Origin of the sequence: Maritimibacter dapengensis, from assembly GCF_019218265.1 — a bacterium.
GTDB classification, from domain to species: Bacteria; Pseudomonadota; Alphaproteobacteria; order Rhodobacterales; family Rhodobacteraceae; genus Maritimibacter; species Maritimibacter dapengensis.
The window spans coordinates 62192-75930 of the sequence record NZ_JAHUZE010000001.1 but is presented as its reverse complement, the minus strand read 5'-3'; the positions used below and the strand labels follow the sequence as shown (position 1 = coordinate 75930).

The window sequence follows — 13739 nt, the reverse complement described above, 5'->3', positions numbered from 1 at the left end:
TCGCCGCAGTATTCGAGTGTTAACGGAAGGGGAACACACATGAACATGATGGACGCGGTCAAATCCGTCTATGGGAACTACGCGAAATTCTCGGGCCGTGCACGGCGATCCGAATTCTGGTGGTTCGTCCTGTTCTACCTGATCGTCAGCATGATCCTGAGCTTCATCGACTCGGCGCTGTTTGGCACGACCGTCGAATCCGGCAGCCTGTCGGAGGGCGACTATAGCTACTCGTCGCAGACCGACACGCCGATCCTCTCTGGCATCTTCTATCTCGCGACGCTGATCCCCTATCTCGCGGTCTCGGTACGCCGCCTGCATGACACGAACCGTGTGGGCTGGTGGCTCCTGATCGGGTTCATCCCGCTGATCGGCATCATCATTCTGATCGTCTGGTTCGCGACCGGCGGCGACAAGGGCGACAACCGCTTCGGCCACGATCCGATCGACGGCCCCGGCGCAGGTGGCGGCACGCCCGAGCCGGACTATTCGGCGACGACGATCCCGCCGGTTTCGAATGGCTGACCCTGAGCGAGGAGACCGGACATGGATCTGAAACCCGCCGTCGAAACCGCCCTGCGTGAGAAATACACCGACTTTTCGGGCCGCGCCATGCGGTCAGAATTCTGGTGGTTCGTGCTGTTCGTCTTCATCGTATCGGCAATTCTGTCGCTGATAGACACGATGCTGTTCTCGGGCGTGCTCGAGGATATCGGACCGCTCAACGCGATTTTCTCGCTCATCATGCTGATCCCGTCGATCGCGGTGACGGCCCGCCGTCTGCACGACATCGGCAAGTCCGGGTGGTGGCAGCTTCTGTTCCTGATCCCGATCATCGGGTTCCTCATCATCATCTGGTGGGCGGCGACGAAGGGGGATGACGGGCCGAACGAGTATGGTCCAGATCCCCTGGCCGGTGAGCCAGCGGCGGTCTGATCCGAATGAGGTAAGCCGAAAAGCCGGAGCATATGCGCTCCGGCTTTTTTCGTTTCCGTGTCAGTAGGAATACTCACCGAAGACGCGCGAGATGTCGCCGTCCCACGCGCCATGATACTTTGCCAGAAGCTCATCGGCGGGCACCATACCCTCTTCGACGCTGTCCTCCAGCGTGTTCAGGAAATGGCGCTCATCGGGAACCATGCCGCCGAAGCCGGGGCGCGCGCGGCGTTTCAGCCCGCCACGGGAAATGTCGAGCGCCTGGTTCGCGAGGTCACGCATCTTGATCGGACCGACTTCGGCCTGAAGCGCGTCGACGCTTGCCGCAACGCGGAGTTCCTCGCGCGTCTCGGCGTTCCATCCCTTCACGAGATCCCAGGCCGCATCGAGCGCCTGTTGGTCATACATGATCCCGGTCCAGAAGGCCGGCAAGGCACAGATGCGACGCCAAGGGCCGGCATCGGCCCCGCGCATCTCCATGAATTTCTTGATCCGCGCCTCGGGGAAGATCGTGGTCAGGTGATCGGCCCAATCCGAAAGCGTCGGCACTTCGCCGGGAAGAGCGGGCAATTTGCCCTTGAGGAAATCGCGAAACGACTGGCCCAGCGCGTCAATGTACTTGCCGTCGCGGTAGACGAAATACATCGGCACATCGAGCGCGTAATCGACATAGCGTTCGAACCCCATGCCATCCTCGAAAACGAAAGGCAGCATCCCGGTCCGGGCATCGTCGAGCCCGCGCCAGACGCGCGAACGCCAGCTTTTGTGCCCGTTCAGCTTGCCCTCGAAGAACGGGCTGTTGGCAAAGAGCGCGGTGGCCACCGGCTGCAATGCCAGCGCCACACGAAATTTCTGCACCATGTCGGCCTCGGACGCGAAGTCGAGGTTCACCTGCACCGTGCAGGTCCGATACATCATCTGCGTCCCGTGCGTGCCGACCTTGCCCATGTAATCGGTCATCAACGCGTAGCGGCCCTTGGGCATCCGGGGCATATCCTCATGCGACCAGATCGGCGCGGCGCCAAGGCCGATGAACCCCGCCCCGATGCGGTCCGCGATGGTCTGCACCTCGCGCAAATGCTCGTTCAACTCGTCGCAGGTCTGGTGGATCGACCCCAGCGGTGCGCCGGACAATTCCAACTGCCCGCCCGGTTCGAGCGAGATATTCGCGCCCTTGAGCTCCAGCCCGATGATGTTGTCGCCTTCGTAGATCGGGTTCCAGCCGAACTGGTCGCGCAGCCCCTCGAGCATCGCCTTGATCGAACGCGGTCCGTCATACGGCAGCGGCTTCAGCGTGTCCTTGCAGTAGCCGAACTTCTCGTGCTCGGTGCCGATGCGCCAGTCTTCGGGCCGCTTGCACCCGCTTTCGAGGTATTCAGCAAGCTGGGCGTAATCGGTGATCGGTCCTCCGCCGGACTGGGGTATCGACATGCGCGTTCTTCCTTGTTTCGGACCTAACGCTTGGGCGATTGCGCCGGGGGTGTCAATCGCAGGTCGGCCCGCGAACCGTCTTTTGCCCAGATCGTCACAGGCGTCTCGGGCGGCGTTGCAAGAGCGCGGATCGCGGTTTCGATACGCGCCCCGTCAAGCGCCGTGAGCACGTCGAAGAGCGCCCGGCTTCCCTCGGCCGCAGAGGGGATGGACAGGCTTTCCTCGGGCCCGGTGAAGCGCCAGACCGCCCGGTTCAGCCGGTCGCGTGCGATCTCGACCCTGAGAAGCGTCTCCAGCGATACCATGCCGCCGCCCACCGGCGAGAGATAGGTCACCTGCCGTTCATCGACCTCGACCACGCCGATCCCGCCCGAGCCGGTGCGAAACCGCGCCCGCTGAACGCCCGACCACGCAAGCGACGCGCCGATCGCGGCAAGGACGAAGCCGATCCAGACGAAAGCCCCGACCCCGGTGAAAATCCACCAGACGCCCCAGATCAGGACAACGGCACCGATCAGCGCCTCGCGCCAGCGCGCCAGACCTTGCATCACCTCGGGACGGACGAAGCTCATGCCCCTACCACGACGGGTGCTTTCAGGATGGCGAGTGCGTAGCTGCCGATCCGGGTGAAGCCCAAAGCCTCGTAAGCGCGGCAGGCCGGTGCACCAGAGGCAAACAGGATCGCCTGAGCCACGCCCTCGCCGCGCGCTTCGATCAGGTGAAGACCGACCGCCGTGCGGGCATGGCCGCGACCGCGCAACTCCGGGGGCGTGTAGACCCCACCAATCTGCACGATGTCGGGCAGTCGCGCGTTGAAGGCTGTCATGGCGACGGGCTGGCCCCCGATCCACAACAGCCGCGTGTTTCCGTCCCGGTAATAGCGCGCCACCTGTTTCGCGGCATCCTCGGTCGTATCGCGCCCTTCGGTCGCGCCCAGAGTTTCCACATCATAGGCGGCGTGCCACGCGATCAACGTGTCCCGGTCGCTTTGCGTCGGCCGACGCAACTCGCCCAGCCCGATCGCCGTTTCGGCAAGCCGGGACAGGTCGAGGTGGTAATGCGGCTCGTCCTTGTCGAGCGCGTAATCCGCGTCCAGGACATTCAACGCGGCCTGCGCAGCGCGCACCTGATCGGACGCTCCGTTTATCCCGACGATGGACTTGCCCCGAATCTCCCGGGCGAAGCCGGACCAATCCGCGCCAAGCCCCAGGACGAAACCGCCGTTGGACAGCCCGAACACGCCGGCCACATCCCCGCCCTCCTCTTCCAGAAAGAACCGCGTCCCGTGTGGATGCTCCCGCTCATCCAACCCATGTTTGGCGAGGTTCGAGCGCAGGAACATCGCATAGGCCGTGTGCGGCGTGAGGAAGGCGTCGATCCGCTCTTCGTCGCCCGCTGTGGCAGCGCGGATCACGACCAGTCTCCATGCGTGGATTGCCAAAGCGTCATGGCGGCAATGGCGGCGGTGTCGGCGCGCAGGATGCGTGGCCCGAGGCTCACCGCCTGCGCCTGTCCCATCCCGGCGAGCCGTGACCGTTCAGCTTCGGAAAACCCGCCCTCCGGTCCGATCAGGATCGCCCAAGGCACGCCGTCCTCGTCCGCAAGGTCCGAGGCGGACCCGGCAAGTGTTTCGTCACAAAACATGATGCGCCGGTCGTCCCAGTCTTCGAGCAGCGTCGTAAGGCGCACCGGTTCGGCCACCTCTGGCACGAAGGTGCCGCCGCATTGCTCGGCGGCCTCGACCGCGTGGGCCTGTAGCCGGTCCACGCGCACCCGTTCGGAATTGGTGAAATCGGTCAGCACCGGGACGATCCGCCGCGCCCCCATCTCGGCGGCCTTCTCGACGATGAAATCGGTGCGCTGTTTCTTGATCGGCGCGAACAGGAGCCAGAGATCCGGCGGGTCGAGCTGCGGCGCGGCCAACCCGCGACAGGTCAGCTCACCGCTCTTCTTCGCCGCCGCCGTGATCTCGGCGGTCCATTCGCCGTCCCGCCCGTTGAACACCGCCACGGGGTCGCCCACCGCCGTGCGCAGAACCATGAAGAGGTAATGCGCTTGCCCCTGGTCCAGAGGAATGGTTTGCCCCTCTCCCAATGGCTCGTCTACAAAGAGCCGAATTTTCGCGCGGTCCATCATGGGGGCAAACTATGGCGACGAAAGACGAGACGCCAGAGGCAACGGGCACGGTCGCGGACAGTGTCGGCAATTGGGTGGACCGATACGCGCCCGCCGCAGCGCGACCCTATCTGCGCCTGTCACGCGCGGATCGCCCGATCGGGACCTGGCTCTTGCTCCTGCCCTGTTGGTGGGGGCTTTTGCTCGGGATGGGCCAGACCGGCACGTTCAGCTGGCACGACGCATGGATCGCGCTTGGCTGTGCCATCGGCGCCTTCCTGATGCGCGGCGCGGGATGCACCTGGAACGACATCACCGACCGCGACATCGACGCCGGCGTCGCACGCACCCGGTCTCGGCCCATCCCATCGGGACAGGTCAGTGCGCGGCAGGCGCTGGCATGGCTGGTGATCCAGTCGCTGATCGCGTTTTTCATCCTCATTACCTTCAACACCAACGCGATCATCCTTGGCATCGTCGCGCTCGGCCCGGTGGCGATTTATCCCTTCGCCAAACGGTTCACATGGTGGCCGCAGATCTTCCTCGGGATCGCGTTCAACTGGGGCGCTCTTCTGGCCTATACCGCCCATACCGGAAGCCTCGGCTGGCCCGCCGTGGCGCTCTACCTCGCCGGTATGGCCTGGACCCTGTTCTACGACACGATCTACGCCCATCAGGACAAGGAAGACGACGCGCTGATCGGGGTGAAATCCACCGCGCGTCTCTTTGGCGACGCCACGCCCAAATACCTGCTCGCCTTCCTCGTCATGGCGGTAACGCTCATGGCGGTCGCGGTGATCCTTGCCTATCTGCCCGAACGGTCCGTCATCGCGCTGATCGTCGCACTTGCCGCGCCTTGGGCGTTCGGGTGGCATATGTCGTGGCAGATGCGGATGCTCGACATCGACGACAACGACATGTGCCTGCGGCTGTTTCGCTCGAACCGGGACGCCGGTCTGCTCGCTGTGCCGTTTCTTGCCATAGCCCTGATGCTTTGATTGCGCCTTTTGGCAATCCCCCCTAGAGAATGCCGGACTGACAAGAGACCTGCCACTCCATGCGTCTGACAAATATCGTTCTTATCCCCGCGATCTTCCTCGCCGCAGCGGCGCTTGCGATTCTCGCGGCATGGACTTCGGTCGGGGTGATCGAAAAGCTCTCGGAATCGGCGATCGAACGCGAATTGATCCTTCAGGGCGAGGATTGGGCGCATGTGGATACGGACGGCTTGCAGGTGTTCCTGACAGGCACGGCGCCGTCCGAGACGGACAGGTTCCAGGCGCTCTCCATCGCGGGCAGTCAGGTCGAGGCGAGCCGGGTCATCGACCAGATGGACGTTCCGTCCAGCCGCGCCGTAACGCCGCCCAGGTTCTCGATCGAAATTCTGCGCAACGACGCCGGCATTTCGATGATCGGGCTCATCCCCGCCGAGACCGACCGGGCTGCCCTGAACGAACGTGTTGGCCGGATCACGCTGGATCGCGAAGTCGCGGACTTCCTCGAAAGCGCCGATCATCCGGTGCCGGACGGGTGGGACGCCGCGCTCGATTTCGCCCTCTTCGCGCTCGAGGAATTGCCGCGGGCCAAGATTTCGATGGATGCATCCCGCGTCGTGGTCGAGGCGATCGCGGACAGCGCCGACCAGAAAGCGAATTGGGAACGTGATCTTGCCCGTCGGGTGCCCGGTGGATTGCGCATGGTGGCCAATATCTCGGCACCGCGCCCCGTGGTGACACCGTTCACCGCCCGCTTCGTCATCGACGGCGAAGGCGCGCGCTTCGATGCCTGCACCGCCGGAACCGAAGCTGGCCGCACCCGTATCGTCGCGGCCGGGATCGCGGCAGGTGCCAAGGGCACGCCGGATTGCACGATCGCGCTTGGCGTGCCGTCGTCGGAATGGCCGAACGCGGTCGCCATGGGGGTGTCGGCGCTGCACGAGCTCGGCGGCGGCTCCATCACCTATGCGGACGCAGATGTCACCCTTGTCGCTGCCGCGACGGTGCAACAACGCAATTACGACCGCGTCGTCGGCGAACTTGAAAACGAGCTGCCCGAGGTCTTTTCGCTTCATGCCAGCAAGACACCCAGTGACGATGGCCGGGAGGAAGGACCACCCGAATTCACCGCGGCACTCGATTCCGAAGGCAAGGTGCAATTGCGCGGGCGTCTCAGCGACGAGCAGCAGCGCACGATCACTCAAAGTGTTGCACGCGCCCGCTTTGGGATCGGCAACGTCCTCATGGCGACGCGACTCGATCAGAACCTTCCTCAAGGTTGGTCGGTTCGCGTTCTGGCTTCGCTCGAAGCTCTGAGCCTGCTCGACAATGGCAAAGCCACAGTGCAGCCGACGTTCGTGGAATTGCGGGGCAAGACGGGCGATCAGAATGCGAGCGCGGAAATATCTCGAATCCTGTCCGAGAAACTGGGCGAAGCCGAGGAATTCCGCGTAAACGTGATCTATGACGAAGCGCTGGATCCGATTGCCGCAATGCCGACACCGCGCGAATGTGCCGAAGACGTCAATGCCGTGATCCGCAAATCCAAGATCACCTTCGCACCCGGTTCGGTCGAGATCGAAGCCTCGGCACGAAACACAGTCGATTCGATCGCGGAGATTTTGAAGAATTGCCCTGACGCGCCGATGGAAATCGGGGGTCATACCGACAGCCAGGGGTCGGAAGACATGAACAAGTCGCTGTCCCAGCAGCGGGCCAATTCGGTACTGAACGCGCTATTGGCGCGGCGGGTTCTGACCTCGAACCTGACCGCGCATGGATATGGTGAAGAGCAACCGATCGCGGACAACGATACCGACGAAGGTCGGGAGGCGAACCGGAGGATCGAGTTCCGGTTGATCGGTACGGCAGAGCTACCCGAAACCGGTGCGATGGGCGAAACTGGCGAAGAGGATATCTCGGAAGGCGCGGTCCAGACGCCGGACGAGGAGCTTGGCACGGTTCGCCCGCGCGCCCGCCCGACGGACGTGGTAGAGGATGTGACCGAGGCCACGACCGAAACGGACGAGGGAAGCGGGGACGAGGCCGCTTTGGACGATACAGGGGCGACAGACACCGAAGAGGGCGCTCCCGAAGCCACCGCCGAAGCGGAGCCGGCAGATGCCGATCAGAGCGACACGCCGACTGGCGACACCCAAGACACCGTAGCCGACGAAACCACGACGCCGGATGAACCGCAGGACGATACGGCAGAGGCTGACCCGTCGGAATCGACCGAAGCCGACCCGGCGCAGGCAGAAGCAGAGACACCGGACACCACCGAGGAAGACCCGGCGCAGGCCGAGGCTGAAACGTCCGACGCCACCGAAGAAGTCGCGACAGAAACGGAAGCCGAAGCCGACGATGCCGCGACGACGGATGTGGCGGATGAGGGGGCGGAAGACCCTTCAGTAGAAGAAGCCACCGCAGCCAATGCGCAAGGGGCCGACGAAGAGCCCACGCCGCAGGACGCGGTCACGCCGTCCGATCAGGCCGAAGCCGATGCGGACACGGCCGAGGAGGAAACCGATACGGCGGATACCACGTCGGAGTCGGTGGTCATTCTGGTCAACCCGGACGATAATGACGACACCGCACCGGAACCCGAGGAACCACTCGGCCCGACAATCGTGGTGCACCCGGAGCTTGAGGGCGTGCGCGCGCCGCCCCGTCCGGAGGGGGAAGGATAAGAACACATGAACAGAGCCGAGTTCATCATCGTGACGGCCATCATCCTATTCATCGCCTTCGCGTTGGGATGGTTCGCTCATTGGCTCATCCATCGCTTCACCCGCATTGCCGGGGCCGAAATGGGCGAATTGGATCGCATGGCGCAGGCGCTTCACGAAGCCGAGGAATCGCGGGATCAAGCGATCACCTACATGCAGCAGCGCGAGTCCGAATTGTCGAACCAGCAACACCAGACCGAAGCGGAATTGCGCGCCGCCATGGACGGTCTGCGCGATGCGCGGCGTGAGGCCGAGGAGCTTCGCGCCTACATCGAACGAACGAACGCCACCGGGTGAAACTCAGGCGCCACTCGGCGCTTCGTCGAACCGGTCGCGGACTTCGTGATAGGCCTTCACGAACCGATCTTCCCGTATGCCGTCCGGCCCCGTCACCGCATGGGCGATGGTGCCGTAGCGATGAGCCTGTGTCAGGTATTGCGACGCCGGGTGCCCTGCCCCCTCCAACTCGACGAACCGGGGCGCTTTGAAGTAAAGCTTCATGGCGCGCGCATGGGCGCGGTCCATCTCGGCCGACGGATCGAAGGCGACAACGACATCCCCTCCGACCGGCTCGGCGGCCAGAACCGTCTCATGCACCAAGGCGGCGAAATCGGGATCCGACGGGTCGGCATGAAATCGGTCGTCATAAGGCGGCAGGTCGGGGGAGAAGGCAGTCTGGGGCGAGAAGAACAACATCTGCTGAAAAGCAATATCGCGCGACAGCAGGATCGCCCCGTACCCACCCATCGAGAAAGACAAAGCGGCACGGCGGCGGTACCCCTCGGCCAGTTCGCGCAGCATGTCCAGACAGGCCGGCGTGTCGGGTGTCAGAAACCAATCGTTCGCGCGGGTCGACAGGTGCAGATGCGCGAAGCCGGCGTTCAGGAAATGCGCGCCCGCGCGCGGCTTGGTGAACCGCGACTTGCGCCATTGCCAATTGTCGAAGGTGACGATCAGGTCCGGGTGCCGTCGGCCTGCCAACGACGCGCGTAACGTATCACTCTCGAAAACGAATTCTGGTGCCATGAAACCGATGCCGGACTGGCCGGAAGGTTACACGCCCACCACCCAATCGCAAGCATCGGGTGCCAATGCCTCGCGCGCGCGGATCTGCCTCCACCGGCGATGTGCCGACGTGATCCGGTCGACCCGGATCGGGTCGGACAGAAGCGCATCGGTCAGAAGCTTGAAGCCGTGAGAGGACGGAAATGCGGCCGTGACGGGATGCCCTGCGCCGCGCAGACCCACGAGGCGCGGGGTCAGGAACAGACGTGCCACTTCCTCGGCGTGGCGGGCATCATCGGCGAGTTCGGGATCGTAGAGGATCACGACGTCCCCCGCGGCTTTCGGTGTATCGCGTATCACGCCATGCGCCTCGCGCGCGAAATGCGTGTCCATCCGACCATATGAAAACCGCGCATCCCCGATCGCGCAGCCGCGCGGCAGGTCCGGGGCGAAGGTGGTCTGGGGGGACACGAACAGGGCCCGGTCGAACGCGACGACCCGGCTTGCAAGCAAGAGCCCGTATCCGCCCATCGAGAACCCCAGGCCCAGCCGCACGCGAAACGGGCGCGCGAAGCGTTCGATGGCGGTCAGGCATTCGGGCAGATCGTGGTTCAGAAACCAGTCATTTTCGGCGGTCGTTACCTGCACATGGGTGAGCCCGCGTTTGAGAAACGCCGGCCCCGGTCGCCCCGCCATGCCGGTGCGGTCGGGGCGCCAATGATCGAAGGTGAAGATCACCCGGTCAGGGGCTTCGCCCCATACAATCGCCCTCAGATGAGCGCCGCTATAAATGATCCGCTCGCGCATCCGACAAGGGATGCACGGCGTGTCTTAGGGATGTGTGAAATGCCGCGGGGTATCGAAAGGCAGCGTTACCAACGGCTTAACGCGTCCTCGTCCTCATCCTTGGCCGCGACCCATTCAGCACCGTCCGGGCCGAATTCCTTCTTCCAGAACGGGGCGCGGGATTTCAGGTAGTCCATCAGGAATTCCGCCGCTTCGAACGCCGCCGCGCGGTGGCGACTGGCAGTCGCGACCATCATGATCTGGTCGCCCGGTACGAGTGTGCCGTGCCGGTGGATGACGAGACAATCCGCGAGCGACCATCTTTCCATCGCTTCGCTTGCGATCTCGTTAATCGCGCGTTCCGTCATGCCCGGATAGTGCTCGATCACCATGCGGGTCAGGCCGCCGGTGTCGCGCACGATGCCGGTGAAGCTGACGACCGCCCCGATGTCGTGCGAGCCTTTGCCGAAACCGTCGAGCACATCGCCCACCGAGAACGGCTCGGTCTGGACCCGGATGTCCATCAGCCGCCCGTCATCGGGGGGAAGAACGCGACCTCGCGCACCCCGTCGAGCGGGGCGTCGAAGTCGGAAAGCTCCTGATCCAGCGCGACGCGCAGCGCCGACAGGTCGGCGAAAGCGGCCTCGTAACGCGGCTCACGCGCCTTCAGTTCCTCGACCAGATCCACCACAGTCGCGGCCTGGGTCTCGACCGCTTCGCGCGGCTCGCCGATCCGTTCGCGGACCCAGGCGAAGTACATGACATCAATCATCTTTTCCCTCCGGCTCACGCAGGAACGGAAGCGCCTTGCGGAAGTAATCCCAGCCCGTGATCGCGGTCAGAAGCGCCGCCGCCCAGAGCAGGAAAACGCCAGCGTTGCCGGTCCAGTTCATGCCGGTCAGTTTCCAGCGAAGGCCGAGTTCGTCCTCGATTTCGCCGGACACGACGCCCTCGAAGATCGCTTCGTCCATGCCGTAGCTCTGCATCCCCACATAATGTTCGAACACGCCTTTCGCAAAGAGCAGGGTGAGCGCGACCATCTGGACGGTGGTTTTCCACTTCGCCAGTCCGGTGACCTTGAGGGCCCGCGCCTTGTCGCCCAGCGTCTCGCGCAGGCCGGAGACGAACACCTCGCGGAAGATGATGATCCCGGCGGGAAGCACGATCCATACAGCGAGGCCGGAATAGGCGGTGATCACCAGAAGTGCCATTAAAACCAATGCCTTATCGGCAATCGGATCCATCGCTGCGCCGAACAGGCTTTCCTGCCCCCACTTGCGCGCGAGGTAGCCGTCGACCCAGTCGGTGACGCTTGCCAGCACGAAGACCGCGATGGCGTAGTAATCCGCCCATGGCCGGTAGAAGAACAGGAACATGATGGGCAGAAGCGGCACGGCGACGAGCCGCGCGACGGTGAGGATATTGGGCACGGTCCAACGCATGGCCAAGGTCTATCGCGCCGCGTCGCCGGGGGAAAGGGGCGGTGCGTTTACCTTTTCAGGGAGCCGAAATGCCGGCTATGGCGGACGTATGGAACACGTATGGATTACGTATGGATGCGGATACGCACGACCAAGCACCGCGAAAGCATGACACCGACGCACGGCGCGTTCATTTCTTATTTGGATTCGGACATCTTCTCGCTGTTCCGACAGGGATTGCGCCGAGGCTGCGCCTCGTCGCGGACCGCCGCGCGTGCCGCACGGCGCTGCCTTCGGCGAGCATATTTTCGGCACGATGAAACCGGGGCGATGAGAACAGGAGAGCCGCGCCCGGCGATCGGTCGCGCGAGGCGGTGTCAGCCGTTTTCGTGGAAGTGCCCGTGGATGGTTTCGGCCAGCGCGGCGGAAATGCCCTTCACCGCTTTCAGATCGTCAAGCGACGCGTTGGTCACCGCCTTGGCCGAGCCGAAATGCGCCAGCAACGCCTTCTTCCGTCCTGCGCCGACACCGGGCACATCGTCGAGAGGGTTGGCCGCAATCGTCTTGGACCGCTTCGCGCGGTGGGTGCCGATGGCGAAACGGTGGGCTTCGTCGCGCAGGCGCTGGATGAAGTAGAGCACGGGGTCGTTGCGCCGGAGCGCCATGGGGCGTTTGCCGGTGCGGTGGAATTCCTCCTTGCCCGCGTCGCGGTCTATGCCTTTCGCGACGCCGATCATGGCGATGTCCTCGACGCCGAGATCCTCCATGATCTGCTGAACCGCGGACACCTGCCCCGCCCCGCCGTCGATCAGGAGGAGGTCGGGCCAGGCTTCGGACTCGCGATCCGGGTCTTCTTTCAGAAGCCGTTTGAAGCGACGTGTCAGCACCTCTTTCATCATCCCGAAATCGTCGCCGGGGGTCAGGCCGTCGCCCTTGATGTTGAACTTCCGATACTGACTTTTCATGTAGCCGTCCGGGCCGGCCACGATCATGGCGCCGACCGCATGTGCGCCCTGAATGTGGGAGTTGTCGTAGACCTCGATCCGGGCCGGGGGGGCGTCGAGGTCGAAAGCTTCGGCCAGACCTGACAGCAGTTTCGCCTGCGTCGCGCTTTCGGCCATTTTCCGGCCGAGCGACTCGCGGGCGTTGCGGGCGGCGTTGGACACGAGTTCCATCTTCTCGCCCCGTTGGGGCACGGCGATCTCGACCTTGCGCCCGAGCTTTTCCGTCAACGCTTCGGCCATGAGGTCGCGTTCCTCGATGTCGTGTGACAAGAGCAGCGTCCGCGCCGGTTCCTTGGTGTCGTAGAACTGGCCGATGAAGCCGCGCAGCACTTCGGCCTCGTCCGCGCCCGCGCCGGTCTTGGGGTAGAAATCCTTGTTCCCCCAATTCTGGTTGGCGCGGATGAAGAAGACCTGCACGCAGGCCTGCCCGCCCTCCATGTGGAGAGCGATCACGTCCGCTTCGGTCACGCCGCGCGGGTTGATGCCTTGGGAGCTTTGGACCTTGGTCAACGCCGCGATCCGGTCGCGCAGGGCCGCTGCGCGTTCGAATTCCATCGCGTCGGAGGCCGCCTGCATCTCTTCGGCCAGTTCCGATTGCACCTTGGTCGTGCGGCCTGACAGGAACCGTTCGGCGTCCTTCACGAGGTCGGCATAATCGGCTTCGCTCACCTTGCCCACGCAGGGGCCGGCGCAGCGCTTGATCTGGTAGAGCAGACAGGGGCGCGTGCGGCTTTCGAACATGCTGTCGGAGCAGTTTCGCAGGAGAAACACCTTCTGCAACTGGTTCAGCGTGCGGTTCACCGCATCGGCAGAGGCGAAGGGGCCGTAATAGGCGCCCTTTGTCTTCTTCGCGCCCCGATGTTTGCGGATCTGGGGATAGGCGTGGTCTTTCGTGACGAGGATGTTCGGGAAGGATTTGTCATCGCGCAGGAGCACGTTGAAATGCGGCTTGAGCTGCTTGATAAGGTTCTGTTCGAGAAGGAGCGCCTCGGTCTCGGTCTTCGTGGTGAGGAACATCATCGACGCCGTCTGCGAGATCATCCGCGCGATCCGGGCGGAATGGCCCGAGCGGTTGGCGTAGTTGGATACGCGGTTCTTCAGGCTCTTGGCTTTGCCGACATAGAGTACCCGCCCCTGCCCGTCGAGCATCCGGTAGACCCCCGGCGCATTGTTCAACTGGCGCACATATTCCGCGATCACGGCGTGACCTGTGCGTTTTGTATCCGTGGAAACATTGGGATCGGTGTCGGTCATCAGGTCTGCTCGCTGATTCTTCGTTCTGGCTGCAATGATACCGAGGTGGCGACAAGTGAAAAC

Annotated in this window: 15 protein-coding genes; 5 read left to right on the top strand and 10 right to left on the bottom strand. The window is 63.7% G+C overall.

Annotation, left to right across the window (positions count from 1 at the left end):
• Nucleotides 1–39: 39 nt before the first annotated feature.
• Together KJP28_RS00385 and KJP28_RS00380 are read left to right on the top strand one after the other, a co-directional pair.
• On the top strand, nt 40–525 hold the full coding sequence (locus KJP28_RS00385; RefSeq protein WP_218390253.1) for a DUF805 domain-containing protein: 486 nt from the start codon (nt 40–42) through the stop codon (nt 523–525).
• Nucleotides 526–546: 21 nt separating this feature from the next.
• On the top strand, nt 547–936 hold the full coding sequence (locus tag KJP28_RS00380) for a DUF805 domain-containing protein (RefSeq protein WP_218390252.1): 390 nt from the start codon (nt 547–549) through the stop codon (nt 934–936).
• A 60-nt stretch (nt 937–996) separates the two neighbouring features.
• Here KJP28_RS00380 and KJP28_RS00375 read toward each other — a convergent pair whose 3' ends face one another.
• From KJP28_RS00375 to KJP28_RS00360, 4 genes are read right to left on the bottom strand one after another with little or no spacing between them, the layout of a single operon-like run.
• Nucleotides 997–2367 (bottom strand): glutamate--cysteine ligase, encoded by a 1371-nt coding sequence (locus KJP28_RS00375; RefSeq protein WP_218390251.1) that lies wholly within the window; start codon nt 2365–2367, stop codon nt 997–999.
• Nucleotides 2368–2390: 23 nt separating this feature from the next.
• Nucleotides 2391–2939 carry a hypothetical protein gene (locus tag KJP28_RS00370; RefSeq protein ID WP_218390250.1) on the bottom strand — a complete coding sequence of 183 codons (549 nt, stop codon included), beginning with the start codon at nt 2937–2939 and terminating at the stop codon, nt 2391–2393.
• A complete protein-coding gene (locus tag KJP28_RS00365; protein ID WP_218390249.1) occupies nt 2936–3781 on the bottom strand; it encodes a GNAT family N-acetyltransferase in 846 nt (281 codons plus the stop codon). Before KJP28_RS00365 ends, KJP28_RS00370 begins: the two co-directional genes overlap by 4 nt.
• Nucleotides 3778–4500, bottom strand: a complete 723-nt coding sequence (locus KJP28_RS00360) for a 16S rRNA (uracil(1498)-N(3))-methyltransferase (RefSeq protein WP_218391652.1) — start codon at nt 4498–4500, stop codon at nt 3778–3780. The genes KJP28_RS00365 and KJP28_RS00360 overlap by 4 nt, the downstream gene beginning before the upstream one ends.
• Nucleotides 4501–4514: 14 nt before the next feature.
• On the opposite strand from KJP28_RS00360, the gene ubiA reads away from it, so the two are divergent.
• Genes ubiA through KJP28_RS00345 form a run of 3 tightly spaced genes read left to right on the top strand, consistent with a single transcriptional unit; the run spans nt 4515 to nt 8503 of the window.
• Nucleotides 4515–5480: a 4-hydroxybenzoate octaprenyltransferase gene (gene ubiA, locus KJP28_RS00355; RefSeq protein WP_218390248.1), complete on the top strand. Its 966-nt coding sequence runs from the start codon at nt 4515–4517 to the stop codon at nt 5478–5480.
• Between the two features lie 59 nt (nt 5481–5539).
• Nucleotides 5540–8167 (top strand): OmpA family protein, encoded by a 2628-nt coding sequence (locus KJP28_RS00350; RefSeq protein WP_218390247.1) that lies wholly within the window; start codon nt 5540–5542, stop codon nt 8165–8167.
• A gap of 6 nt (nt 8168–8173) precedes the next feature.
• Nucleotides 8174–8503, top strand: a complete 330-nt coding sequence (locus KJP28_RS00345; protein ID WP_218390246.1) for a hypothetical protein — start codon at nt 8174–8176, stop codon at nt 8501–8503.
• A 3-nt stretch (nt 8504–8506) separates the two neighbouring features.
• Here KJP28_RS00345 and KJP28_RS00340 read toward each other — a convergent pair whose 3' ends face one another.
• From KJP28_RS00340 to uvrC, 6 genes are all read right to left on the bottom strand, one after another.
• On the bottom strand, nt 8507–9232 hold the full coding sequence (locus KJP28_RS00340; protein ID WP_218390245.1) for a hypothetical protein: 726 nt from the start codon (nt 9230–9232) through the stop codon (nt 8507–8509).
• A 27-nt stretch (nt 9233–9259) separates the two neighbouring features.
• On the bottom strand, nt 9260–10018 hold the full coding sequence (locus tag KJP28_RS00335; RefSeq protein ID WP_218390244.1) for a hypothetical protein: 759 nt from the start codon (nt 10016–10018) through the stop codon (nt 9260–9262).
• A 65-nt stretch (nt 10019–10083) separates the two neighbouring features.
• Complete coding sequence (locus KJP28_RS00330) at nt 10084–10521, bottom strand: molybdenum cofactor biosynthesis protein MoaE (RefSeq protein ID WP_218390243.1); 438 nt, start codon at nt 10519–10521, stop codon at nt 10084–10086.
• Nucleotides 10521–10769 (bottom strand): molybdopterin converting factor subunit 1, encoded by a 249-nt coding sequence (gene moaD / locus KJP28_RS00325; protein ID WP_218390242.1) that lies wholly within the window; start codon nt 10767–10769, stop codon nt 10521–10523. Before moaD ends, KJP28_RS00330 begins: the two co-directional genes overlap by 1 nt.
• Nucleotides 10762–11439, bottom strand: a complete 678-nt coding sequence (pgsA, locus tag KJP28_RS00320; protein ID WP_218390241.1) for a CDP-diacylglycerol--glycerol-3-phosphate 3-phosphatidyltransferase — start codon at nt 11437–11439, stop codon at nt 10762–10764. Before pgsA ends, moaD begins: the two co-directional genes overlap by 8 nt.
• A gap of 356 nt (nt 11440–11795) precedes the next feature.
• The gene (gene uvrC / locus KJP28_RS00315) at nt 11796–13676 is read right to left on the bottom strand and encodes an excinuclease ABC subunit UvrC (protein ID WP_218390240.1); all 1881 of its coding nucleotides are present in this window, start codon (nt 13674–13676) and stop codon (nt 11796–11798) included.
• Nucleotides 13677–13739 lie beyond the last annotated feature (63 nt).

Bases quoted from the DNA above. Each gene is read 5' to 3' on its own strand.
- KJP28_RS00385 (WP_218390253.1), top strand. From the start codon at position 40: ATGAACATGATGGACGCGGTCAAATCCGTCTATGGGAACTACGCGAAA.
- KJP28_RS00380 (WP_218390252.1), top strand. From the start codon at position 547: ATGGATCTGAAACCCGCCGTCGAAACCGCCCTGCGTGAGAAATACACC.
- KJP28_RS00375 (WP_218390251.1), bottom strand. From the start codon at position 2,367: ATGTCGATACCCCAGTCCGGCGGAGGACCGATCACCGATTACGCCCAG.
- KJP28_RS00370 (WP_218390250.1), bottom strand. From the start codon at position 2,939: ATGAGCTTCGTCCGTCCCGAGGTGATGCAAGGTCTGGCGCGCTGGCGC.
- KJP28_RS00360 (WP_218391652.1), bottom strand. From the start codon at position 4,500: ATGGACCGCGCGAAAATTCGGCTCTTTGTAGACGAGCCATTGGGAGAG.
- ubiA (WP_218390248.1), top strand. From the start codon at position 4,515: ATGGCGACGAAAGACGAGACGCCAGAGGCAACGGGCACGGTCGCGGAC.
- KJP28_RS00350 (WP_218390247.1), top strand. From the start codon at position 5,540: ATGCGTCTGACAAATATCGTTCTTATCCCCGCGATCTTCCTCGCCGCA.
- KJP28_RS00345 (WP_218390246.1), top strand. From the start codon at position 8,174: ATGAACAGAGCCGAGTTCATCATCGTGACGGCCATCATCCTATTCATC.
- KJP28_RS00340 (WP_218390245.1), bottom strand. From the start codon at position 9,232: ATGGCACCAGAATTCGTTTTCGAGAGTGATACGTTACGCGCGTCGTTG.
- KJP28_RS00335 (WP_218390244.1), bottom strand. From the start codon at position 10,018: ATGCGCGAGCGGATCATTTATAGCGGCGCTCATCTGAGGGCGATTGTA.
- KJP28_RS00330 (WP_218390243.1), bottom strand. From the start codon at position 10,521: ATGGACATCCGGGTCCAGACCGAGCCGTTCTCGGTGGGCGATGTGCTC.
- moaD (WP_218390242.1), bottom strand. From the start codon at position 10,769: ATGATTGATGTCATGTACTTCGCCTGGGTCCGCGAACGGATCGGCGAG.
- pgsA (WP_218390241.1), bottom strand. From the start codon at position 11,439: ATGCGTTGGACCGTGCCCAATATCCTCACCGTCGCGCGGCTCGTCGCC.
- uvrC (WP_218390240.1), bottom strand. From the start codon at position 13,676: ATGACCGACACCGATCCCAATGTTTCCACGGATACAAAACGCACAGGT.